This is a genomic window from Nocardiopsis oceanisediminis, assembly GCF_048595525.1.
Taxonomy (GTDB): Bacteria; Actinomycetota; Actinomycetes; order Streptosporangiales; family Streptosporangiaceae; genus Nocardiopsis_A; species Nocardiopsis_A oceanisediminis.
In genome coordinates, this window is record NZ_JAFMZJ010000001.1 from 6,149,791 (window position 1) to 6,173,117 (window position 23,327).

General features: G+C 74.0%; 20 protein-coding genes. 6 read left to right on the forward strand and 14 right to left on the reverse strand.

Annotated features, from left to right (window positions below):
- Window positions 1–8: 8 nt before the first annotated feature.
- The gene (locus J0910_RS26790; protein ID WP_420161309.1) at window positions 9–503 is read right to left on the reverse strand and encodes a cupin domain-containing protein; all 495 of its coding nucleotides are present in this window, start codon (window positions 501–503) and stop codon (window positions 9–11) included.
- A gap of 80 nt (window positions 504–583) precedes the next feature.
- Here J0910_RS26790 and J0910_RS26795 point away from each other — a divergent pair, with 80 nt between their 5' ends.
- Window positions 584–1,435 (forward strand): LysR family transcriptional regulator, encoded by an 852-nt coding sequence (locus J0910_RS26795; RefSeq protein ID WP_420161310.1) that lies wholly within the window; start codon window positions 584–586, stop codon window positions 1,433–1,435.
- Window positions 1,436–1,489: 54 nt separating this feature from the next.
- Here J0910_RS26795 and pruA read toward each other — a convergent pair whose 3' ends face one another.
- The gene (pruA, locus tag J0910_RS26800; protein ID WP_420161311.1) at window positions 1,490–3,118 is read right to left on the reverse strand and encodes an L-glutamate gamma-semialdehyde dehydrogenase; all 1,629 of its coding nucleotides are present in this window, start codon (window positions 3,116–3,118) and stop codon (window positions 1,490–1,492) included.
- A 694-nt stretch (window positions 3,119–3,812) separates the two neighbouring features.
- Between pruA and J0910_RS26805 the strand changes: the two genes are divergently transcribed.
- A complete protein-coding gene (locus tag J0910_RS26805; protein WP_420161312.1) occupies window positions 3,813–5,285 on the forward strand; it encodes a serine/threonine-protein kinase in 1,473 nt (490 codons plus the stop codon).
- 9 nt (window positions 5,286–5,294) lie between these two features.
- On the opposite strand, the gene J0910_RS26810 is transcribed toward J0910_RS26805, so the two are convergent.
- Window positions 5,295–5,747: a DUF6912 family protein gene (locus tag J0910_RS26810; protein ID WP_420161313.1), complete on the reverse strand. Its 453-nt coding sequence runs from the start codon at window positions 5,745–5,747 to the stop codon at window positions 5,295–5,297.
- Window positions 5,748–5,829: 82 nt separating this feature from the next.
- Window positions 5,830–6,492: an HAD family hydrolase gene (locus J0910_RS26815; protein WP_420161314.1), complete on the reverse strand. Its 663-nt coding sequence runs from the start codon at window positions 6,490–6,492 to the stop codon at window positions 5,830–5,832.
- Between the two features lie 161 nt (window positions 6,493–6,653).
- Between J0910_RS26815 and J0910_RS26820 the strand changes: the two genes are divergently transcribed.
- Window positions 6,654–7,850 (forward strand): acyl-CoA dehydrogenase family protein, encoded by a 1,197-nt coding sequence (locus J0910_RS26820; RefSeq protein ID WP_420161315.1) that lies wholly within the window; start codon window positions 6,654–6,656, stop codon window positions 7,848–7,850.
- Window positions 7,851–8,073: 223 nt separating this feature from the next.
- Here J0910_RS26820 and J0910_RS26825 read toward each other — a convergent pair whose 3' ends face one another.
- From J0910_RS26825 to J0910_RS26855, 7 genes are all read right to left on the reverse strand, one after another.
- A complete protein-coding gene (locus J0910_RS26825) occupies window positions 8,074–9,726 on the reverse strand; it encodes a glycoside hydrolase family 3 protein (RefSeq protein ID WP_420161316.1) in 1,653 nt (550 codons plus the stop codon).
- Between the two features lie 615 nt (window positions 9,727–10,341).
- Entirely contained in the window at window positions 10,342–12,024 is a 1,683-nt protein-coding gene (gene ptsP / locus J0910_RS26830) for a phosphoenolpyruvate--protein phosphotransferase (protein ID WP_420161317.1), read from the reverse strand.
- An 11-nt stretch (window positions 12,025–12,035) separates the two neighbouring features.
- Window positions 12,036–12,293 (reverse strand): HPr family phosphocarrier protein, encoded by a 258-nt coding sequence (locus J0910_RS26835; protein WP_420161318.1) that lies wholly within the window; start codon window positions 12,291–12,293, stop codon window positions 12,036–12,038.
- Between the two features lie 27 nt (window positions 12,294–12,320).
- Window positions 12,321–12,983: an HAD family hydrolase gene (locus J0910_RS26840; protein WP_420161319.1), complete on the reverse strand. Its 663-nt coding sequence runs from the start codon at window positions 12,981–12,983 to the stop codon at window positions 12,321–12,323.
- An 8-nt stretch (window positions 12,984–12,991) separates the two neighbouring features.
- A complete protein-coding gene (locus tag J0910_RS26845) occupies window positions 12,992–13,441 on the reverse strand; it encodes a PTS sugar transporter subunit IIA (protein ID WP_420161320.1) in 450 nt (149 codons plus the stop codon).
- A gap of 62 nt (window positions 13,442–13,503) precedes the next feature.
- Window positions 13,504–13,743 carry a PTS sugar transporter subunit IIB gene (locus tag J0910_RS26850; RefSeq protein ID WP_420161321.1) on the reverse strand — a complete coding sequence of 80 codons (240 nt, stop codon included), beginning with the start codon at window positions 13,741–13,743 and terminating at the stop codon, window positions 13,504–13,506.
- Window positions 13,744–13,893: 150 nt separating this feature from the next.
- A complete protein-coding gene (locus J0910_RS26855) occupies window positions 13,894–14,937 on the reverse strand; it encodes an SIS domain-containing protein (protein WP_420161322.1) in 1,044 nt (347 codons plus the stop codon).
- Window positions 14,938–15,145: 208 nt separating this feature from the next.
- On the opposite strand from J0910_RS26855, the gene J0910_RS26860 reads away from it, so the two are divergent.
- Entirely contained in the window at window positions 15,146–15,886 is a 741-nt protein-coding gene (locus J0910_RS26860; protein WP_420161323.1) for a GntR family transcriptional regulator, read from the forward strand.
- 85 nt (window positions 15,887–15,971) lie between these two features.
- Window positions 15,972–17,366 carry a PTS transporter subunit EIIC gene (locus tag J0910_RS26865; RefSeq protein ID WP_420161324.1) on the forward strand — a complete coding sequence of 465 codons (1,395 nt, stop codon included), beginning with the start codon at window positions 15,972–15,974 and terminating at the stop codon, window positions 17,364–17,366.
- 327 nt (window positions 17,367–17,693) lie between these two features.
- Here the strand turns inward: J0910_RS26865 and secA are convergent, their stop codons facing one another.
- Entirely contained in the window at window positions 17,694–20,567 is a 2,874-nt protein-coding gene (gene secA, locus J0910_RS26870; RefSeq protein WP_420161325.1) for a preprotein translocase subunit SecA, read from the reverse strand.
- A 221-nt stretch (window positions 20,568–20,788) separates the two neighbouring features.
- On the opposite strand from secA, the gene J0910_RS26875 reads away from it, so the two are divergent.
- Window positions 20,789–21,154: a hypothetical protein gene (locus J0910_RS26875; protein ID WP_420161326.1), complete on the forward strand. Its 366-nt coding sequence runs from the start codon at window positions 20,789–20,791 to the stop codon at window positions 21,152–21,154.
- An 81-nt stretch (window positions 21,155–21,235) separates the two neighbouring features.
- On the opposite strand, the gene hpf is transcribed toward J0910_RS26875, so the two are convergent.
- Window positions 21,236–21,895 carry a ribosome hibernation-promoting factor, HPF/YfiA family gene (gene hpf, locus J0910_RS26880; protein ID WP_420161327.1) on the reverse strand — a complete coding sequence of 220 codons (660 nt, stop codon included), beginning with the start codon at window positions 21,893–21,895 and terminating at the stop codon, window positions 21,236–21,238.
- Window positions 21,896–22,458: 563 nt separating this feature from the next.
- Entirely contained in the window at window positions 22,459–23,289 is an 831-nt protein-coding gene (locus J0910_RS26885; protein WP_420161328.1) for a ComF family protein, read from the reverse strand.
- Between the last annotated feature and the right edge of the window lie 38 nt (window positions 23,290–23,327).

Here is a 23,327-nt window from a genome sequence, read left to right on the forward strand (position 1 = left end):
GTCCGCCCTCAGCCGAAGTCGGTGGCGGGTTCGGTGGCGTAGCGGCGCATCGTCCGGAGGGTCTCCTCCGGGGTCGGCGCCCGGCCGTCGGCCGCCGCCTCCTGCAGGTCGCGGAAGTACTGCACGTACAGGTCCGGGGTGAAGGTGCTGAGCATGACGGCCGGTTCGCCCGTCACGTTGGCGAACGTGTGCGGGGCTCCGGGCGGGACCATCACGAGCGTGCCCGCGGTCGCGTCGTGCTCTTCGTTCCCGACCGTGAAGCGCAGCGCGCCGGAGATTATGTAGAAGCCCTCGTCGTGCCGGGCGTGGCGATGCTGCGGCGGCCCCGGGGTGTGCGGCGGGACGACGGACTCGGCGATCCCGATGCGGTGCCCGGTGCCGCTGCCGTCCTCGAGGATGCGCATCCGCGTGGCGCCCAGGGAGATCATCTCGCCGTCGCCCGGCCGGACCACTGATACGGCGGGGTCCGCGGCCGGTCGTCCGGCCTTCTGCTCTTCGGTCATGCCCCGATTCCACCGCCGGGGCCCCGCGCCCGTCCAAGACCCGTTCCGGAGCCCCGATACCGCACGGGTATCGTCGCCGCATGGAGCTACGCACGCTGCGCTATTTCGTGGCGGTCGCCGAGGAACTCCACTTCGGCCGGGCCGCGGCCCGGCTGCACATGAGCCAGCCGCCGCTGAGCCGGGCGATCAGGCGGCTGGAGGCCGAGGTCGGCGCCGCGCTGTTCGACCGGTCGCCCGTAGGTGTCGCGCTCACCCCGGCCGGGTCGGTGCTGCTCGACGAGGCACGGGCCCTGCTCGACCGGGCCGAGCAGGCGCGGGTGCGCGCGGCTTCGGCGGCCGGGGCCGCGACCGTCACCGTCGGCGTCCTGGGCGACGGCACCGACCCCGGCGCGGTGCGGCTGGCCCGCGAATACCGTCGGCGGCACCCGCACGTCGAGGTGCGCGTCCGCGAGGCCGACCTGACCGATCCCACCTGCGGTCTGCGCGCCGGGACCGTCGACGTGGCCCTGACCCGGGGCCCGTTCGACGAGACCGGCCTGGCGGTGCGCGAGCTGCGCGCCGATCCGGTGGGCGCACTGCTGCGCGCCGACGACCCGCTGGCCGACCGCGGCGCCTTGACACCGGCCGACCTGGCCGACCGGCGCTGGTTCCGGTTCCCAGAAGGCACCGATCCCCTCTGGCGGTTCTACTGGAGTGGCGGGGAGCCCCGCGAGGGCCCGGTGGTCCGCGCGATCCGGGAATGCCGGCAGGCCGTGCTGTGGAGCGGCACGGTCGGTGTGACCCCCCTGGACCACGAGCCCGCGGACGGGCTCACCGTGGTGCCGCTGATCGGCATGGCGCCGAGCCGTGTGCTGGTGGCGTGGGCCGCGGGCGACCGGAGCCCGCTGGTCCGTTCGTTCGTCCGGATCGCGACCGCCGCCTACCGCGGCTGAGCGCCGCACCGGCGGGCCCGCCCCCGGTTCGCGGGGCGGGGGCGGGCGGCCCGGTCAGCCCATGTGCGGGTAGCGCCAGTCGGTGGGCGGGACGAAGGTCTCCTTGATCGCGCGGGGGCTGGCCCAGCGGATGAGGTTGAAGACCGAGCCGGCCTTGTCGTTGGTGCCGGAGGCGCGGGCGCCGCCGAAGGGCTGCTGGCCGACGATGGAGCCGGTCGGCTTGTCGTTGACGTAGAAGTTGCCGGCGGAGAAGCGCAGCGCCGCGTCGGCGGCGGCGACCGCGGCCCGGTCGCGGGCGATGACCGCGCCGGTCAGCGCGTACGGCGCGACGTCGGCCATCTGCGCCAGCACCTGCTCGTAGCGGTCGTCGTCGTAGACGTGCACCGCCAGGATCGGGCCGAAGTACTCGGTGTGGAATACCTCGTCCTCCGGGTCGTCGCACTCCAGCACGGTGGGGCGGACGAAGTAGCCGACCGAGTCGTCGGCGGTGCCGCCGGTGAGCACGGTGATGGAGTCGGTGGCCTTGGCCCGGCTCAGCGCCGCGCTGTTCTTCGCGAAGGCCCGGTCGTCGATCACCGCACCCATGAAGGTGGACACGTCGCCGGTGACGTCGCCCATGGTCAGCGCCTCGGTCTCGGAGAGCAGGTCGTCGCGGACCTCCGCCCAGACGCTGCGCGGCACGTACGCGCGGGAGGCCGCGGAGCACTTCTGGCCCTGGTACTCGAAGGCGCCGCGGATCATCGCCGTGCGCAGCACCTCGGGGTCGGCGGAGGAGTGCGCGACGATGAAGTCCTTGCCGCCGGTCTCGCCGACGATCCGCGGGTAGGACCGGTAGTTCGCGATGTTCTCGCCGGCCGTCCGCCACAGGTACTGGAAGGTCCGGGTGGAGCCGGTGAAGTGGATCCCGGCCAGGTCGGGCTGGGCCAGGGCGGTCTCGGAGACCGCCTCGCCGACGCCGGTGACCATGTTGATCACCCCGGGCGGCAGCCCCGCCTCCTCCAGCAGCCGCATCAGGTACCAGGCGGAGAAGGTCTGGGTGGGCGAGGGCTTCCACACCACGGTGTTGCCCATCAGCGCCGGGGCGGTGGGCAGGTTGCCGGCGATCGCGGTGAAGTTGAACGGGGTGATGGCCAGGACGAAGCCCTCCAGCGGGCGCAGCTCCTGGCGGTTCCACACCCCGCGCGCCGAGATCGGCTGCTCCTCGTAGAGCCGGCGCGCGAAGGCGACGTTGAACCGCCAGAAGTCGATCAGCTCGCAGGCGGCGTCGATCTCGGCCTGCTGCACCGATTTGGACTGGCCGAGCATGGTGGCGGCGTTGAGCGTCCGCCGCCACGGGCCGGCCAGCAGGTCGGCGGCGCGGAGCAGGATCGCGGCCCGCTCGTCGAACGGCATGGCCCGCCAGGCCGGCGCGGCGGCCCGCGCCGCGTCGATCGCGGCCCGCACCTCGGCCGGGCGCGCCTCCGGCATCCGCCCCAGCACGTGCCCGTGCCGGTGCGGCTGCACCGCGGGGATGACCGCACCGGTGCCCATCCGCTGCTCGCCGCCGATGGTCTGGGTCAGCTCGTGCTCCCGGCCGGCCAGCCGGGCGATCTCCGCCTCCACCTCGGCCCGCTCCGGCGAGCCCGGCGCGTACCCGAGGTTCGGCTCGTTGACGGGATCGGGAACCCTGGTCACGGCATCCATCTCGTCGCCTTTCGGAGAGGTCGTTCGCGGGGACTGTGCTGTCCCCCTACCCGACCGGCGACCCGAACATGACTCCGATCACATTCGGGCGGCGCCTTCGCGCCCTGCGGGGAACCCGCGCAGGCGGTCCAGGATCCCGTCGCCTGCAGCGCAGGGCCGGTCGCCGGCGACGCCGAGCACGCCCCTGCTGCTCCTCTTCGGCGCCCCGGCGGTACACCATCCGCGGGAACGGCGGCTTGATCCGTATCATCCGGCCCCGCCGCCACGCCCCGGGAAAACGGCCGCGGGGAGGCCGACCTCCGGGGCGCAGCCCTGGTAGGCGGTGGCCGTCGAGTCCGTGTGCACGGCCCGGGTCCGGTATCCGGGTTCCGGCATGGGGGCGTGCCGGACGGATCGCCCGGCGGGCGCGGAGACCGTGTACCCGCCTGTGGGCCGGCCCTGCGGGTACCGCGAGTTCTCCGCCCGCGCTCCGGGCCGACGGTGACAGGGCCCGCCCGGCTCGCCGGCCGGGCCCGCCCCGCGGCAACGGCTTGTCGGACCTCCGATGCGCTGAGTAGTGTCGAGCACCGATAGGAGACGCGGGCAGCGGTGTTCCGAGGCCCCGAAACCTCAGCACCCCGACCGCCCACCAGCGCGCTCCGCTCCGCCCCTGCCGCCGCCCCCTGGAGCGATCCGCATGCCTCACCCTGCGCCCTTGTCGACCGAGGATCCGACCGAGATCGGCGGGTACCGCCTCCTCGGCCGGATCGGTTCCGGCGGCCAGGGCACCGTCTACCTCGGCGCGCCTCTCCGAGGCGGGTCCCGGGTCGCGATCAAGCGGCTCGACGGCCACGCCCTCGGCGGGACCGACATCCGCCGGCGCTTCGTCCGCGAGGCCGACGCCGCCCGCAAGGTCGCGTCCTTCTGCACCGCCGCCGTTCTGGACGCCGATTTCGAAGCCGATCCCCCCTACATCGTCAGCGAGTACGTCGAAGGCCTGTCCCTGCAGCAGCGCATCCGGCAGGACGGCCCCATGTCCGGCGGCGACCTCACCCGCCTCGCCGTCGCGACCGCCACCGCCCTGGCCGCCATCCACGAGGCCGGGATCGTGCACCGCGACCTCAAGCCCGGCAACGTCCTGCTCGGCGGCGGCGGGGCGCGGGTGATCGACTTCGGCATCGCCCAGATCGCCGAGGGGACGGGCACCCTCACCGACTCCGTCATCGGCACCCCGGCGTACATGGCCCCCGAGCAGATCGAGCACGGCCGGGCCTCGCCCGAGTCCGACGTCTTCGCCTGGGGCGCCGTCGTCTCCTTCGCCGCCACCGGGGCGTCTCCGTTCGACGGCGCGACCGTGCCGAACGTGCTGCACAACGTGATCCACACCGAGCCCGACCTCGGAGCGCTCCCCGACCCGCTCGAACCGGTGGTCGCGGCCGCGCTCGCCAAGGACCCCGCCGACCGGCCGAGTGCGTTCGACGTCCTGACGACTCTGCTCGGGCGCCGGGCGGGCCCGACCCGCACCCTCGACCAGGCCATGCGCGACGCCCGCACCGTCGTGCTCGACGGTGACGGGGCCGCGCCGGACGCGGCGCCCCCGCCGGCGCCTCCGGCCTCCTCCCCGGATCGGCCGCCCGCCTCCGGACCCGGGCGCCCGAAAGCGGGGCGGCGCTGGCTGATCGGCGCCGGCGCCGTCGTCTCGGGCGCCGCGCTCGTCGGCGCGGGCGTGCTGCTCGGCAACGCCCTGGGGCCGAACGGCGGCGGCCCCGGAACGGGCGGCACGGGCACCGGTGAGGACGGGGCGGACAGGGGAGGTGCCGTTCCTGAGGGCGGCGGGGTCGCCCGGTTCACCGAGGACGAGGCCGGCTCGTGGGAGGGCGTCGCCGAGTCCGGACTCCTCTACGAGGTGCGGTTGGAGGCCGGTGAGCGGACCGCCGCCCTGGACTCCCCCGACGATGACACGTGCTCGACCGAGCTCAGGCTGCTCGAGGGCGACGGCGGGACCTACCGGGCGAACATCGTGTTCGAAGGCATGGAGCCCAACCGCTGCGTGGACTCGTCGAGATTCTGGGAGCTCAGTCACGAAGCGGTGGTGACCATCGCGGACGACACCATGAGCATCGAATTCTACGAGGCCGACACCGACGCGCCCGCGGAGACGACGGTCGCGTTCTCACGGGTGGAGTGAGGCCGGCCCCTACTCCACCAGGTACTTGAGCTCCTGCACCGCGTACCACATGAGCTCGTGCTCGTCCTGGAGCCCGGCCTCGGGGTCGGCGGCCGCGGCCCCGATCTCGTCGGCCGCGCCGGCGTCGTCGACGTGGCCCGAGGCCAGCCGCTTCAGCGGCACCGAGCCGCCGATGGCGACCGATGCCGGGCCGGCCTCGTCCGGGGTGGCGACGACGACGGCCTCGGGGACGTCGGCGGCCAGCACCACCCGGCGGCGCGGCGCGGACGGGTCGGCGGCCAGCAGCCGCAGCGAGGCGTCGGCCGCCGCGAGCATCGCCTCGTACTCCAGCTCCTCGTCGTCGCCGCCGGTGGCGCGGAGCGCGTCGGTGACCGCGAAGGCGGCGAGCGGCTCGCCGCCCACCCGCCCTTCGGCGAGCACTCCGGCGAGGGCGGGCAGGGTGGTCGGCAAGTAGACGCGCATGGTCGGGTTCGTCCTCCGTCGGACCTCGGGTTACCCGTCGAGTCTGCCAAAGGCCGGGGGCCGCTCGGTGCGGCGCGCCCGGTCAGGAGGGGGCCGGGTCCAGCCGCAGCCCGCACGCCTCGGCCAGGCGCTCCCGGGTCTCCTCGGGGCCGCGGTGCAGGATCCCGGTCATGCCCAGCTCGGCGGCGGCCCGGACGTTGTGCTCCAGGTCGTCGATGAACACGCACCGCTCGGGGGGCAGCCCGGTGACCTCCAGCGCGTGCCGGAAGATCTCCGGTTCCGGTTTGCGCATCCCGACCTCGCCGGAGATGACCAGGGCGTCGAAGACCTCGGCCAGCCGGGCCCGGGGGTAGCCGTTGCCCCAGGAGTTGGAGAGCAGGGTGGTGCGCACGCCCTGCCGGCGCGCCTCGCCGAGCACCTGGTACATCTCGTCGACCGGCTGGAACGCGGAGAACATCCGCTCGATCAGCCCTTCGGCGGGGACCGGGCCGCCGTCGACCAGGCGCAGCTCGGCGGCGAGGGAGCGCTCGAATTCGGAGACGGAGATCTCGCCCCGCTCCAGGGCGTGGATGGCGTTGCCGGGGGCGCGGGCGTCGCCGATGCCGGCGAACCACTCGGCCATCACGGCGGCGTAGTGGTCGCGGTCGATCCGGTCGGCCGCCAGCCACGCGCCGATGGTCTCGGGCAGCGGCCCGGTGAGCACGCCGCCCCAGTCGCTGATGATGCCGCGGTGGACCTCGGGCATTGCACCGCCTCCTCCGCCTCCTCGCGGCGCCGGTCCGGGAGACCGGCGCAGGGGCGGAGTTCCTTCCCGCCGGGGAGGGGTTCCAATCCCCGGCGGGGCGGCCGGGAATTCCCGCGAAAGAAGGGTACCGACTGGTCGGTCTAATTGGCATACTCGTGCCCATGGACTTCGGACTCAGCCCCAAGGCCCGCGACTACCTGGCCGCCCTGCAGGAGTTCATGGACTCCCACGTCTACCCGGCCGAACCCGCCTACCGGAAGTGGCGCGCGGAGGCGGGCCCCGACAACCACGACCTCCCCCCGATCATGGAGGAGCTCAAGGCCGAGGCCCGCCGCCGCGGCCTGTGGAACCTCTTCCTGCCCGACGTCGGCGGCCTCAGCGTCACCGAGTACGCCGCCCTGGCCGAGGTCACCGGGCGCTCCCCGCTGGCCCCGCAGGCGCTGAACTGCTCCGCGCCGGACACCGGCAACATGGAGGTGCTGCACATGTTCGGCACCCCGGAGCAGAAGAAGCGCTGGCTGGAGCCGCTGCTGGACGGCACCATGAGGTCCGCGTTCGCGATGACCGAGCCCGACGTGGCCTCCTCCGACGCCTCCAACATCGCCACCTCGATCGTCCGCGACGGCGGCTCCTACGTGATCAACGGCCGCAAGTGGTGGATCAGCGGCGCCGCCGACCCGCGCTGCGAGGTCTTCATCCTGATGGGCAAGACCGACCCGGACGGCCCGGCGCACCGGCAGCAGTCGATGATCCTGGTCCCCCGGGACACCCCCGGCGTGGAGATCGTGCGCGCCCTGCCGGTCTTCGGCTACCAGGACCAGGAGGGCCACTGCGAGATCACCTTCACCGACGTGCGGGTCCCCGCGGAGAACCTGATCGCCGGGGAGGGCGACGGGTTCATGATCGCCCAGGCCCGGCTCGGCCCCGGCCGGGTGCACCATTGCATGCGCGCCCTCGGCGTGGCCGAGCGCGCGCTGGAGCTGATGGTGCGCCGGGCCGGCGAGCGGGTCGCGTTCGGCAGGCCGCTCGCCGAGCAGGGCGTGGTCCAGCAGCAGATCGCCGAGTCCCGGCTGGCCATCGAGCAGGCCCGGCTGCTGGTGCTCAAGACGGCCTGGCTGATCGACGCCAAGGGCACCAAGGAGGCCCGCACCGAGATCGCCGCGATCAAGGTCGCCGCGCCGCGCGCCGCGCTGGAGGTGATCGACCGCGCCATCCAGGTGCACGGCGGCGCCGGGGTGAGCGACGACTTCCCGCTGGCGCTGATGTACGCGCACGCCCGCGCCATGCGCATCTTCGACGGCCCGGACGAGGTCCACCTGCGCTCGATCGCCCGCCAGGAGATCAAGCGCCAGGGCTGACCGCCTTCGGCGGGGACCGGACCGGGGCGGCGCGGTGGGGGCGCGGGCCGCCGGCGCGGTCCCCGCCGCGCAGGAGGGTCCCGACCGGTCCGCCGGCCACCGGGCGGGCCGGCCGGTCGGACGGCCGCAGGCGCACCGGGCCGTCCGCGCCCCCGGCGGCCGAGGGGAGCCCCGGCCGCGCCGACCGCTCCGGGACCGGCCGGGGCCGGCCCCGGTACCGGGCTCAGTAGCCGGTGCCCGCGCCGAAGCCGTAGTCGGTGCCGGGGACCGCCACCGGGAGCTTCCCGGACGGGGCGACCTCGCCGGCGATGGCGCGGGCCGCGGCGGTCCGGGAGACCTCCACCGCGGAGTAGACCGCGAGGTAGGCGTCGGACTCCAGCCCGGCGGCGTCGTAGGGGGCGCCCTGGGCGACCACGGCGACCGGGGTGGAGCCCGCCCGCCGCACGGCCTCCCGGTGCTCGGCGTCGGCGCGGCCGCCGTCGGTGCCGACCACGGCCAGGTCGGCGCCGGCCGCCGAGCCGACCACCTCGACGCCCAGCTCCTCCAGGGCGGCGGAGATCTCCTCGGCGCCCTCGCCGGAGACCGAGACCTTGGCCCCCTCCTCCACCGGCAGCGCGCCGCCGCCGTTGCGGAGCAGGGTGACCGAGGCGTCCGCGACGTCCTGGGCGGCCTTCAGGTGCTCCTCGGAGCCGACGGTCGCCGCGGCCTGCTCCGGGTCGGCCGGCTCGGCGCCGAACAGCCCGCGCTCGGCCTTGAGCTCCAGGATCCGGCGGACCGACTCGTCCAGCCGCTCCTCGGTGATCCGGCCCTCCTGCACCGCGGCGGTGACCGCGTCCACCGCGGCCTTCGGGTCGGGCGGCATGAGCAGCTGGTCGGCGCCGGCCTCGATGGCGCGCACCGCGATCTCGCCGTCGCCGTGGGTCTGCCGGACGCCCTCCATGTTGAGCGCGTCGGTGGTGACCACCCCGTCGAAGCCCAGCTCACCGCGGAGCACCCCGTCGATGACCTCCGGGGAGAGCGTGGAGGGCTCACCGGAGTCGTCCAGTTCGGGGACGAACACGTGCGCGGTCATCACCGCGTCCACCCCGGCCTCGACCGCGCGGCGGAACGGCGGCAGGTCGGTCTCCTCCCACTCGGCGCGCGGCTTGTCCACCACGGGCAGCCCGGTGTGGCTGTCCACGTCGGTGTCGCCGTGCCCGGGGAAGTGCTTGACCACCGGGACCACCCCGGCCTCCTCGAACGCCTCCGCCTCGGCGATCGCCATGTCGGCGACCAGCTCGGGGTCGGAGCCGAAGGAGCGGATGCCGATCACCGGGTTGTCCGGGTTCACGTTGACGTCGGCGTCGGGCGCGTAGTCCATGTTGATGCCGAGCGCCTTGAGCTCGGTCGCGGTGGTCCGGGCCAGCGCGGCGGCCTGCTCGGTGTCCCGGGTGGCGCCGACCGCCATGGCGTCGGGGAAGTGCGCGCCCAGCGGCAGCCGGGCGACCATGCCCTGCTCCTGGTCGATGCCGAGGAAGAGCGGGGCGCCGGAGGCCTTCCCCGCGCTCTCCTGCAGCCCGTTGGAGAGGGCGGTGATCTGCTCGACGTCGGTGAGGTTCTCCGGGAAGTAGATGAACCCGCCGGGGCGGTAGGCCTCGATCGCCTCGGCGTTCTCCTCGGCCGTCGTCCCGGCGGCGGTGAGCACCAGCAGCTGGCCGACCTTGTCCGCCAGCTCCATGCCGGCCATCGCCTCCTCGGCGGTGGCCGCGGCGTCCGGGCCCTCCTCGGCCCCGCCCCCGCCGGATCCTCCGGGGGAGCCGCCGCCTCCCTGTGCACAGGCCGTGGAGATCAGCAGCAGGCCCGCGCCGAGCGGCGCGAGGAGGCGTCGAAGGGGCATCGTGTGTCGGACTCTCGGTTCGCAGGGCCGCACCGGCGGTGTGCGCCCGCGGGCGCACGGCCGGGACCGGCGCGGAAGGGCCGGTCGCGCGGGACCGGGGACGCACTCCCCGGACGCGGCGCCCACTGTAGCCGGAACCGCGTCCGCCGGGGGCGCCATCGGCCGCGGGGCGGCGCGGCCCGGCCCTCTCCGGCGGCGGCCCGCGGGGACGGGACCGGTCCGGAGCAGGCCCCGCCCCGGAAGCGGCGGAGCGGTCCGCCCCGGTTCCCGGAGGCGCGGCCGGCACCGCGGATCCGGGCGCCGCGGGCCGCCGAAGGGCTCGGCTCCGGCGGAGGCGGCCTCGGCACGTGCGGGTGCAGGCCTCCCGTCCGCCCTGCGGCGGCGGGCCGCACTCCGCCCCCTTCAGGGGGGTGCCTCGGCGGCCGCCGGAACGGGAGGCGGGGGCTTCGGGCCGGCCGTTCCGGCCGTCCACCGCCGCCGGACCGCGGCGCAGCGGTACGGGAGGGGCGGGCCTGCGGGGCCGCCCGGAGCGGGGCCCGGGACGGTACCGCCCCGGGCGCCGGAGTGCGGCGGCCGCCCCGCCCTGAACCGGGTCGGGGCGGCCGCCTCCCTGTACTACAGGCCCAGCTCGGCCAGGCCGGGCAGGGCGGTGCGGGCGGCCGCGCGGGCCTCCGCCGGGCCGCGGGCCTCCAGGGCGGCCCCGGCCGCCAGGCGGCACTGCTCCCGGGTGGCGCGGGCCAGCGCCGCGCGGACCATCGGCAGCGCGGTGGCGCCCATGGACAGCGTGGTCACGCCCATGCCGACCAGCACGCAGGCGAGCAGCGGGTCGGCGGCGGCCTCGCCGCACACCCCGCACGGGCGGCCGGCCGACTCCGCCGCGCGGGCGGTGGTCGCGACCAGCTCCAGCACCCCCGGCTGCCAGGAGTCCTGGAACCGGCCCAGCCCGCCCACCTCGCGGTCGGCGGCGCAGGTGTACTGGGTGAGGTCGTTGGTGCCGATGCTGAAGAACGCCGCGTCCCGGGCGAGGTGCCGGGCGCGCAGCGCCGCGGCGGGGACCTCGATCATGACCCCGGCCCGCTCGATCCCGGCCTCGGCCGCGCGGGCGGCGAACCACTCCGCGTCCTCGGCGTCGGTGACCATCGGCGCCATCACGCTGAGCTCGCCCGGGGCGCCCCGGGCCGCCTCGGCCAGCGCGGCCAGCTGGGAGGAGAGCATCTCCGGGTGCCGGTGCATCATGCGCAGCCCGCGCTCGCCGAGCGCCGGGTTGGGCTCCTCCCCCGGCGGCGGCAGGAACGCCAGCGGCTTGTCCGCGCCCGCGTCCAGGGTGCGCACCACGACCTTGGCCCCGGGGCCGAACGCCTCCAGCGCGGCCCGGTAGGCCGCCACCTGCTCCTCGTGGCCCGGCGCGTCCCCGCGGTCCAGGAAGAGGAACTCGGTGCGGTAGAGCCCGACGCCCTCGGCGCCGTTGTCCACCGCGGCCGGCAGGTCCTTGGGGCCGCCGATGTTGGCGAGCAGCGGGACCGGGTGGCCGTCGGCGGTGCGGCCGGGGCCGGAGCTCTGCTCGGCGGCGGCCCGCCGGGCGGCGTCGCGGGCCAGCGCCCGCTCGGCCTCGGCCGGGTCCGGATCGGCGGCGACCTCGCCGGAGGAGCCGTCGACCAGCAGCATCGCCCCGTCGGCGAGCTCGTCGGCGCCCGGCCCGGCCACCACGGCGGGCAGGCCGAGCGAACGGGCCAGGATCGCCGAGTGGCTGGTGGGGCCGCCCTCCCGGGTGACGAAGGCGAGCACCTTCGCCGGGTCCAGGGTGGCCGTGTCGGCCGGGGCGAGGTCCCGGGCGACCAGCACGAACGGCGTCTCGGACTCGGGGATGCCGGGCACCGGGACGCCCATCAGCCGGGCGACGATGCGGTCCCGGACGTCGTCCAGGTCGGTGACCCGGGCGGCCATGTACTCCCCGGCCGAGGCGAGCATCTCCCGGTAGACCGCCATCGCGTCGGAGACCGCGCGGGCGGCGTCGGCGCCCTCCCGGACCCGGCGGGCGACGTCGTCGGCGAGCGACGGGTCGTTCGCCATCAGCGCCTGGGCGGAGAGCACCTCCTGGGCCTGGCCTCCGGCGCGGGCCCCGCGCTCGGTCAGCTCCCGGGCCGTCCGCTCCATCGCCTCGGCGGCGCGGGCGGCCTCCGCCTCGGCGTCGCCGGAGTGGCCCGCCTCCGGCGGCTCGGGGACCGAGCGCGCCAGCCGCAGCGCCGGCCCGTAGCCGACGCCGGGGCTGACCCCGACCCCCTTCAGCGTGTCAGCCATGGTCTCCCCCACTAGCCCGCGCCGGCGATCTCGGCCAGCCGGTCCAGGACCTCCTCGGCCCCTTCGCCCTCGACCCGGACCACGATCTCGTCGCCGTTCCGGACGTCCAGGCCCATCACGGCGAGGATGCTCTTGGCGGAGACCGGCGCACCGTCGCCCTTGGCGACCGTGGCCTCACCGGCGGCCTTGGCGGCGGCCTCGACGAACAGGGCCGCGGGGCGGGCGTGCAGCCCGACCTCGGACTCGACTTTGACGCGGCGCTCTGCCACAGCTCTCTCCTCTTCCCTTTGTTCAGGTCATTCGGGCGCGCGGCCGCTCGGGCCGATCCCGTCCCAGTCCACCTCGGTGAGGTGGTCGACGATCAGGTCGGCCTTCTGCAGCACCGCGGGCACGTGCGTGGTGGTGATGGCGACGACGCCCATCCCGGCGCGCAGCCCGGCCTCCACCCCGGCGGGGGTGTCCTCGAAGACCGTCGTCCGCGCCGGGTCGGCGCCGAGCAGCCGGGCGCCGGCCAGGTAGCCCTCCGGGTCGGGCTTGCCCCGGCGCACGTCGGCCGCGGTGATCACCCCGGTGAACAGCTCGGCGACCCCGACCATGTGCAGCGCGGCGTGCGCCCACTCCGGTCCGGCCGAGGTCACCAGGGCGATCGGCACGCCCCGGGCGTGCAGGGCGCGGACGAACTCCGCCGACTCCGGCAGCGGCCGCACCGGCGGCAGGTCCGGGGCGGAGCCGATCTGCTGCAGCTCGCTGAGGAGCACGTCCCAGGAGACGCCGGGGAACAGGCTCGGGTCCTCGGCGATGACGTCCGGGCCGCGCCGGCCCATGAACCGGTGCAGGGTGGCCTCGTCGTAGGGCACGTTGTGCGCGTCGAGCAGCCGCGACCAGACCGCCATCGACCGGGGTTCGCTGTTGATCAGCGTCCCGTCCAGGTCGAACAGGGCCGCGCGGCCGCCGGCCATGGCCGCGCTCACCGCCAGCCGAACAGCGGGGCGCCGGAGGCGACCTCGCCGGAGGAGACGACGTCGCTCAGCGCCTCGGCGGAGGCGTCCAGCGCCACCACCGGGACCGCCGGCGAGCGGCCGCCCTTCTCCACCTCGGCGGGGTTCCAGCGGACCAGCGGGGCGCCGGCCTCCACCTCCGCGCCCTCCTCTGCCAGGGTCTCGAAGCCCTCGCCCTTCAGGTCGACGGTGTCGATGCCCAGGTGGACGAGGACGCCCTTGCCGTCCGGGGTGGCGATGACGTAGGCGTGCGGGTGCAGCTTGACGATGGTCCCGGCGACCGGGGCCACCGCGGTCTGCGGCTCGCGCACCGGGTCGATCGCGGTCCCGGGGCCGACCATGCCCTGCGCGAAGACGGGGTCGGGGACCTCGGCCAGGCCGGTGGCCGTGCCCGGCACGGGAGAAAGCACAGAGAGCACGGGGATTACCTCCGTTCGAGGGCGCGGACCAGGGCGGCGGTCCGCGCCGGCGGGCGAGTCTGTCAGTCCTCGAGGAGATCGTTGATGTCGTCGGTGAGCGAGTCGGCCTCCGGGCCGACGACCACCTGGACGACGTTGCCGGAGGAGAGCACCCCGTGGGCGCCGGCCGCCCTCAGCGCGGCCTCGTCCACCTTGGAGGGGTCCTTGACCTCGGTGCGCAGCCGGGTGATGCACGCCTCGATGTCGTCGATGTTGTCCGCGCCGCCGAGCCCTGCGACGATCGCGGCTGCCTTGTCGGCCATGTGGGTTCCTGCCTTCCCTTTCGGAGCGGGCGGACCGCCCTCCGCGGAGGAGGGGCGGGCCGCCCGGTGAAGAAGCGTTGCGGGCCGCACCGGTGGCCGGAGCCGTGCGGCGGGGCCCATGCCGAGCTTAGATCCACTCGGCACCGTCTCCTACGAGGTCTGGGTGACCTTGCCCAGGCCGCGGGGGGCGTCGGGGTTGTACCCCAGGCGCCGGGCCAGCGTCTCGGTGAGCAGCTGGGCCGGGGCGATCAGCGAGATCGGGGCGGCCCACTCCGGCAGGTCGGGGGCGGGAACCGACAGGTCGCAGGCGCCGGCCAGGGCCTGGCCGCCGCCGATGCCGAACACCGGGGCGCCCGCGGCGGAGACCCGCTCGGCCAGGGCGACGGTGCCGGGCAGCGTCGGCCCGGAGTTCGCCGCGACCAGGATCGCCGGGGTGTCGGCGTCGACCACGGCGATCGGGCCGTGCAGCAGGTCGGCGTAGGAGAGGCCCATGGCGTGCAGGTAGCAGGCCTCCTTGAGCTTGAGCGCGGCCTCCAGCGCGGTGGAGAAGGCCATGCCGCGGCCGGAGATGACCGCGCCCTGCACCCCGGCCAGGCGCTCGGCGATCAGCTCGATCGGGCCCTGCGGGGCGTCGACCGCCTCGCCGATGGCGTCCGGGACCGCGCGCAGCACGCCGGCGTCCAGGTCGGCGCCGAGGCCGAGGGCGAGCACCGCGAGCGCGGCCAGCTGGGTGGTGTAGGTCTTGGTGGCGGGCACCGCGAGCTCGCTGCCGGCCTGGGTGACCAGGGCCAGGTCGGCGGCCTGGGTCAGCGGGGAGCCGGCGCCGTTGGTGATGCCGACGGTGCGGGCGCCGCACTCGGCCGCCCAGTTCATCGTGTCGACGATCTCCTCGGTCCGCCCGGACTGGGAGATGGCCACCGCGAGCACCCCGGACAGGTCGACCTTGGACCCGTAGGTGGTGGCGATGGACGGCGAGGCCAGCGTGGCCAGCCGGCCGGCGTGCGCCTGGAGCAGGTAGCTGCCGTAGACCGCGGCGTTGTCGGAGGAGCCGCGGGCGATGAAGAGCACCTGCCGGGTGTCCCGGGCGAGCTCGGCGAGCTCGGGGACCAGCGGCAGCAGCGCGTCCAGGGTACGGCGCAGTGCCTCGGGCTGCTCGGCGATCTCCGAGCGCATGACGCTCGTACTGGTGGTCATTGTCGATTCTTCCCATCCGCTCGGTGCCGCTGCCGGGTATGTCGCCGCGGGGCCGGGCGACCGTGTCGACCTGCGGACTCAGGTCCGAAACGTCTTGGTTTCAATCTGCCCGAAAGGGAGATTCGCCAGACAACGGACACTGTACTCTGGTCTAGTCCGGCCTATACCAGTCATACCAGAGCGTCTAGAGAGCGAACAGGCGGTCGTCATGGAGATCGACCCGGCGAGCCCAGCCCCCAAATACGCACAGCTGCGTGAGCTCCTGCTCGACTGGATCGTCGAGGCCGGCCTCGGGGTGGACGACCTGATCCCCTCCGAGCGCGAACTCGGCCGCAGGTACGGGCTGTCGCGGATGACCGTCCGGCAGACCATCGACATCATGGTCTCCGAAGGCAAGCTGTACCGGGTGCCCGGAAAGGGCACCTTCGTATGCCGGCCCAAGATCGAGATGCCCCTGGCGCTCGCCTCGTTCACCGAGGATATGCGGGCCCGCGGGTTCGTCCCCGGATCCCGCGACCTGTCCCGCAGGAGCGCGCCGGCCAGCCCGCACACCGCCCGGATGCTCGACGTGGCGCCGGGGACCCCGGTGCACCACATCGAGCGGCTGCGCACCGCGGACGGGGAGCCCATGGCGGTGGAGCGCACGATGCTCCCGCTGTCCCTGCTGCCCGGCCTGGAGCGGATCGCGCTCACCGGGCGCTCCCTGTACGAGGTCCTGGAAGAGGAGTTCGGAATCCTGCTCGATTCCGGAGAGCAGACCATCGAGGCCGGGCTGTGCGACCCGGCCGACGCCAAGCTGCTCGGGCTCGCTCCGGGCAGCCCGATCCTGTCCATGCAGCGCCGCAGTTTCAGCAACGGCGCCTGCGTGGAGGTCGCGCTCTCCGGGTACCGGGCCGACCGCTACCAGCTGCACTCGCGGCTGGACCCACGCCGTCCGGGGACGGCCTGAGCGCCCTCCCCGTGCCGCGACCGGCCGCTCGCACGCGGCCGGTTCCCGTCATAACTCACCGGTTAACGATTCAGGAGGACCAGTTGTGAGTTCCTCAGCAACCGCGGACAGCGGCGTCGGCGGCTCCTCGAAGGTGCTCGGCGTCCTGCAGCGCATCGGGCGCAGCCTGATGATGCCCATCGCGGTCCTGCCCGCCGCGGCGATCCTGCTGCGCCTGGGCCAGGGCGACATGCTGGGCAGCAACGGCGCCGACCCGGGCGGTCTGGCCGACGCGCCCGGCATGCACTGGATGGCCCCGGTCGCCAGCATCATCGGCGCGGCCGGCGACTCGCTCTTCCAGGCGCTGCCCCTGCTCTTCGCGGTCGGCGTGGCGATCGGCTTCGCCAAGCGCGCCGACGGCTCCACCGCGCTGGCGGCCGTGGTCGGCTACATCGTCTTCGACCGCGTCACCAAGTTCATGTTCTTCAACTTCGACCCCAGCGGCGAGATGAAGGGGACGGTCACCGCCTTCGACGCCGAGGGCGCCGAGGTGATCAACTGGGGCGTGAAGAACCCGACCGACGTGCTCGGCGGCATCGCCATCGGCATCCTGGCGGCGGTCCTCTGGCAGCGCTACTACAAGATCAAGCTCCCCGCCTGGCTCGGGTTCTTCGGCGGCCGCCGGTTCGTGCCGATCGTCACCGCGGTCTCCGCGCTGCTGCTCGCCGTCGTCTTCGGCTTCGTCTGGCCGACCGTGGGCGGCTGGATCAACGACCTGGGCACCTGGATCGTGGCCTCCGGTCCGGTCGGCGCCGGCGTGTACGGCGTGGTCAACCGCCTGCTGCTGCCGTTCGGCCTGCACCACGTGGTCAACTCGGTGGTCTGGTTCGTCTTCGGCAGCTACACCGACCCGGCCACCGGCGACGTGTTCAACGGCGAGATCAACCGCTACCTGGCCGGCGACCCCACCGCGGGCGGCTTCCTCTCCGGCTTCTTCCCGGTGCTGATGTTCGGCCTGCCCGCCGCCGCCATCGCCATGTGGCGCGCCGCACACCCCAGCCAGCGCGCCACCGTCGGCGGCATCATGGTCTCCGCCGCGCTGACCGCGTTCGTCACCGGCATCACCGAGCCGATCGAGTTCGCCTTCATCTTCATCGCGCCGGTGCTGTTCGCCGTGCACGTGGTGCTGACCGGCATCTCGATGGCCATCCTCAACGCGCTCGACGCGCACCTGGGCTTCGGGTTCTCCGCGGGCCTGATCGACATGGTGATCAACGCGTTCAAGTCCAACACCACCGGGCTGGTGTGGATCCTGCTCATGGGCGTGGTCTACTTCGCCATCTACTACCTGGTGTTCTACTTCCTGATCACCAAGATGAACCTGCCCACCCCGGGCCGGGAGCCGGTCGAGGAGAAGGCCTCGATCGCCACCAACCCGGACCAGCCGGGCGGGTCCGCCCAGAGCCCGGCGCAGGGCGCCGAGGGCGGCAAGCAGGGCTGAGCCCGGCGCCCGGCCCTCCTTCCGGGGCCGCGGCGCACCGCAGAGAGGCGAGGGGTCCGCATCCGCGGGCCCCTCGCCGCTTTCCCGGCGCTCCCCGGTCCCCTCCGCGCGGCTCCCGGCGCCGCACGCCCCGCCGGAGCGGTCCGGCCGCGCCGCGGAGGATCCGCCCCCGGCCTCCACCTGCGGTCCGAGGGCCCGCGGCGCCGAGGCCGGCGCCCCGGAGGAGGCGCTCCCGGCGGCGCCCGGTCCGGGGAGAGCGGAAGGACCCCCGCCCGGTTCGCCCCGGGCGGGGGTCCTTCGATGCGCCGGCCGTTCAGACCGCGGGGCCTACTTGTTCTTCGGGTCCCCGTGGCACTTCTTGAACTTCTTGCCCGACCCGCAGGGGCAGGGCGCGTTGCGCGGGGTGCCCTCGTAGGAGTCGGAGACGGTCTCGGTGCGCTTGGTGACGCCGCCGTCCTCGGAGGGCGCGGAGTACTGCAGGCGGCCCGGGGAGCGCGGCTCCTCCAGCCCGGGGACGACGACGTCCTCCTCGGACACGCCCTCCTTCTCCTTCTCCGCGGGCTCCTCCGCCTTCTCCTCCTCGGACGCCTCCTCGGCCTCCGCGGACTCCTCGGCCCCCTCCTCGGTCGCGGTCGCGGCGGCCACCGCGGCGCCGTTGGCCGCGGCCGCGGCCGCCGCCGACGCGGCACTCACCCCGGTCTTCTGCTTGACCTGGACCTCGACGTTGAAGAGGTAGCGGACCGAGTCCTCCTTGATGGCCTCCAGCATCTCCTGGAACATGTCGTAGCCCTCGCGCTGATACTCGATCAGCGGGTTGCGCTGCGCCATCGCCCGCAGGCCGATGCCCTCCTGGAGGTAGTCCATCTCGTACAGGTGCTCGCGCCACTTGCGGTCCATCACCTGCAGCACCACGCGGCGCTCGACCTCGCGGACGGCCTCGGAGCCCAGCTCCTCCTCGCGGCGCTCGTAGGCCTCGTGCGCGTCCTCGCAGACGCGGGCGGAGATGAGGTCCGGGGTGACCGAGCCCAGGCCGCCGTTCTCGTCGATGAACTCGTCGACGGTGAAGCTGACCGGGTAGACCTGCTTGAACGCGGTCCACAGCTTGTCCAGGTCCCAGTCGGAGGCGTCGCCCTCGGCGGTGGCCGAGCGGACGTAGCCGTCCAGGACGTCGTCGATCATGCCGGCGATCTGCTCCTGGAGGTCCGCGCCCTCCAGGACCTTGCGGCGCTCGGCGTAGATCACCTTGCGCTGCCGGTTGAGCACCTCGTCGTACTTGAGGACGTTCTTGCGGATCTCGAAGTTCTGCTGCTCGACCTGGCCCTGGGCGCTCTGGATCGCCTTGGTGACCACGCCCGACTCGATCGGCTGGTCGTCCGGGAAGTTGGTGCGCTCCATGATCATCTCGACCCGGGCGCTGTTGAACATGCGCATCAGGTCGTCGCGGAGCGAGAGGTAGAACCGGGACTTGCCGGGGTCGCCCTGCCGACCGGAGCGGCCGCGCAGCTGGTTGTCGATCCGCCGGGACTCGTGCCGCTCGGTGCCCAGCACGTACAGGCCGCCGGCCTCGACGACCTCCTCGTGCTCGCTCTTCACGGCCTCCTCGGCCTTCTCCAGCGCCTCCGGCCAGGCCGCCTCGTACTCCTCCGGGGTGTCCAGCGGGTTCAGCCCGCGGGCCTGGAGCTCCTCGTCGGCCATGAACTCGGCGTTGCCGCCGAGCATGATGTCGGTGCCGCGGCCGGCCATGTTGGTCGCCACTGTGACCGAGCCGAGCCGGCCGGCCCGCGCGATGATCGAGGCCTCCCGGGCGTGGTTCTTCGCGTTCAGCACCTCGTGCGGGATGCCCTGGCGCTTGAGCATCTTGGAGAGCAGCTCGGACTTCTCCACGCTGGTGGTGCCGACCAGCACCGGCTGGCCTTCCTCGTGCCGCTCGGCGATGTCCTCGACGATCGCGTCGAACTTGCCTTCCTCGTTCTTGTACACGAGGTCGCGGTCGTCCTTGCGGACCATCGGGCGGTTGGTCGGGATGGGGACCACGCCGATGCCGTAGGTCTGGTTGAACTCCGCGGCCTCGGTGGTCGCGGTACCGGTCATGCCGGCGAGCTTGTCGTAGAGCCGGAAGTAGTTCTGCAGGGTGACCTTGGCGAGAGTCTGGTTCTCGTCCTTGATCTTGACGCGCTCCTTGGCCTCGATGGCCTGGTGCATGCCCTCGTTGTAGCGGCGGCCCCGCAGCACGCGCCCGGTGAACTCGTCGACGATGAGCACTTCGCCGTCCTTGACGATGTACTCCTTGTCCTTCCTGTACAGCTCCTTGGCCTTGATGGAGTTGTTCAGGAAGGAGACCAGCGGGGTGTTGGCGGGCTCGTAGAGGTTCTCGATGCCCAGCTCGTCCTCGACCTTGGCGACACCGGACTCGTTGACGCCGATGGTCCGCTTCTTCTCGTCGACCTCGTAGTCGACCTCGCGGCGGAGCCGGGGGGCGATCTTGGCGAACACCTCGTACCAGCGCGAGTTCTGCTGCGCCGGGCCGCTGATGATCAGCGGGGTCCGGGCCTCGTCGATGAGGATGGAGTCCACCTCGTCGACGATGGCGAAGTTGTGGCCGCGCTGCACCAGGGCGTCCATCGACAGCGCCATGTTGTCGCGCAGGTAGTCGAAGCCGAACTCGTTGTTGGTGCCGTAGGTGACGTCCGCGGCGTAGGCGGCCCTGCGGGCCTCCGGGCGCATGTCCGGGCTGATCACCCCGACCTCCAGGCCGAGCAGGCGGTGGATCCGCCCCATGCTCTCGGCGTCGCGCCGGGCCAGGTAGTCGTTGGTGGTGACGACGTGCACGCCCTTGCCCGCGAGCGCGTTCAGGTAGACCGGGAGCGTGGAGGTCAGGGTCTTGCCCTCACCGGTCTTCATCTCCGCGATGTTGCCGAGGTGCAGCGCCGCGCCGCCCATCAGCTGGACGTCGAAGTGGCGCTGGCCGAGGGTGAGCTGAGCGGCCCGGCGCACGGTCGCGAAGGCCTCGGGCAGGAGGTCGTCCAGCGACTCGCCGTCTTCGATCCGCTCGCGGTACTCGTCGGTCAGCTCGCGCAGCTCGGCCTCTTCGAGCTTCGCGAAGTCCTCCTCGATCGAGTTGATCTGATCCGTCAGCCTCTTGAGCCTGCGCAGGATCTTGCCTTCCCCCGCGCGGAGGACCTTGTCGAGTATGCCTGGCACTTGCTATGCGCTCCTCGCGATTCGGGGCCCGCGTCCGGAGGCGGGACGGAGTCCTTGACCCCCAGCATTCCATCCTAGGCGAGCCTATTGCCCGGTTGTCCTGCCCGCGCCCCTTGGCCGCGGTCCCCCCGCGGAGCGCCCGTTTAGTGGCGCTCGGTCCGGTAATCCCGAATATGTGCAGGTCCGCATCTCTGCGGGCCGTCGGGGGGAGGAGCGCCGCCATGAGCGAGGTCCACGGGACCGGCTCGTCCGGAGGAATCGAATACTACATCCGCGGGTACCAGCACGAGGGTGGACGCTGGGCACCGACCAACGACCACCGGGGGAGGCTGCTCTCCTGGGTCGCGGTCGGCCTGATCCTGATCGGGGCCGCCGCCGCGGGGCTGGGCATCGTGCTGGCCGCCTGGTGGATGATCATCGCCGGCGGCGTGCTGGCGCTCGCCGGGGCGGTGCTCTGCGCGGTCGACGACATCTTCACCGACGTGGTCCTCGACGACCCGCGCCGGGAGTCGGAGGAGCCGCACACCACCCCGCTGCACCGGATCAAGAAGCGCGACCGGGAGATCGCCGAGGCGCGGCTGCCCTGACCCGCACCGGGGGGACGGGGTGCGGCGGCGCCGGAGGGGCCTCCGGCGCCGCCGCGCGTCGGGCGGGGAGGGCGGGTGCGCCTAGTCGACCAGGCGGAGGACGCCGTAGTTGAAGCCCTTGCGGCGGTAGACGACGCTCGGCAGGTCCTTCTCCTCGTCGTGGAAGAGGTAGAAGTCGTGTCCGACGAGCTCCATCTCCATGAGGGCCTGGTCGATGCTCATCGGCTTGGCCGAGTGGAACTTCTCCCGCACGACCACCGGGGCATCGCCCTGGGTGTCCAGCTCGACGAAATCGTCGGAGAACCGGCCGTCGACCTCGCCGCCGTCGAAGGGCTCCTCCTCCGCGGGCGGCGGGACCCGCACTTCGCCGAGCGCGGCCTCGTTCCCGTTCAGGCCGGCCGTCGCGTCGGCCACCGAGACGGGGGTGCGGCCGCTCTTGCTCACCTTGCGCCGGTCGGCGAGCTTGCGCAGCCGCGACTCGATGCGGTCGATGGCCTGGTCGAGGGCTCCGTAGCGGTCGTCGCCGGAGGCCTCGCTCCGGATCACCGGCCCGGTGGAGTGGATCGTGAGCTCGATGCGCTCGCTCTGCGAAGCCTGGCGCGGGTTGCGCTCCCTGGACACCTCCACGTCGATGGTCATGCCCTTTTTCTCCCACTTGGAGAGCTTGTTCAGCTTGTTCTCGACGTGCTGCCGGAACTTCTCGCTGATGTCGGTGCGCCGCCCCTTGACGATGATGTCCACAAGACCCCCTTCATCGCTCAGCCGCCGCCCCGCGGCGGCCAGGCCGTACGTGCCGCCCCCCGCGGGTGCGGAGGGCCTCGCTACCGGGTCCTCCTCTCGGCCGCCCGCGCCCCGGGCGGCTCGTTTCGCCAACCGTATACCCATGAGACGCCGCCTGATCACCCGCTCTCCAGGTGACGTTCGGCCAGTTCAGAGGGTGAAACCGGACACTCCTGCCGGCCCGGTGCGGCGCATGGGCGCCCATGGCCGGGCGCACTGAACGCAATGGGCATGCCACCCGCCCGGCCGACCTGGTCTTCGTCCCCACATCCGCCTGCCGAGGGGTTCGCCGCTTCGTATGCGACTACTGCCCTTCTCCCGCTCACGAGGGACATCGGGACCCTGTGCGGGGCAGGACTTACCTCTAAGGCGCACCGTGATCGGTCGACGAAAAGTCGCCTTACGTGGGCCGTTTCGCCTGCGCCTGGCATCGGCTTGCCGGAACTCCGCCTCGCCTGGCGGCGGGCGGCGACTCCGGCGCAACCACGGACCCGGGCGGGTGCCATGTCCGAAACGCTAACCCCTTATCCCCCGCTTGTCAGGTGCGGGCCTCTCCCCACCTGCCCGATCCGGGCGCGCAAGGGCCGGTGGAGCGGCATCGGCGGGTCTTTTCCGCCCTGCGAGTAAAGGCTTCTTGACGCCGTCCGGCGCCCGCGCTCGGCCAGTACGGCGGCGCCGTGCACGGCCGCCCCCGCCGCGCGCAGCGCCCGGGCGGCCTCGGCCAGGGTGGCGCCGGTGGTCAGCACGTCGTCGACGAGGAGCACCCGGCGGCCCCCGGCGCGGGCGAGCCGCCCCGGCCGCGCGGCCAGCGCCCCGCGCAGGTTGCCGTACCGCTCGGCGCGGCCCAGGCCGACCTGGTCGGCGACGGCGCGCGCCTGGCGCAGCGCGGGGACCGCCCGGACCGGCCGCGCCGGGGCGTCGAGCAGCTCGGCGGCGCGCCGCGCCAGCAGCGCGACCGGGTCGTAGCCGCGGCGCCGCACCCCGCGCGGCCGGGCCGGGACCGGGACCAGCAGCAGCGGCCCCGCGCGCGGCGCGGCCGCCCGGGCCGCGCGCGCCAGCCGGGCGGCCAGCGGCCCGGCCAGCGAGCGGATCCGCCGGTGCTTGTAGGCGAGGAGCAGCGCGCGGTCGGCCCCGGTGTAGCGGCCGGCGGCCCAGGCGGGCGGGCAGCCCTCCCGGGCGGCGCACCGGTGCGGACGCGGGGCCAGGGCGTCCGCGCACTCGGCGCAGACCCGGCCGCCGGGCGCACCGCAGCCGGCGCAGCACTCGCCGAGCAGCAGCGCGGTGAGCGCCGCGGTGAAAGAGGGGGCCGGAGTCGGTCGTGGGGACGGTGGGGGGAGCGGGGCGAACGGTGCCATGTCCCCAGGCTGCCCGGCCGGGGGCGGGCGGAGAAGGG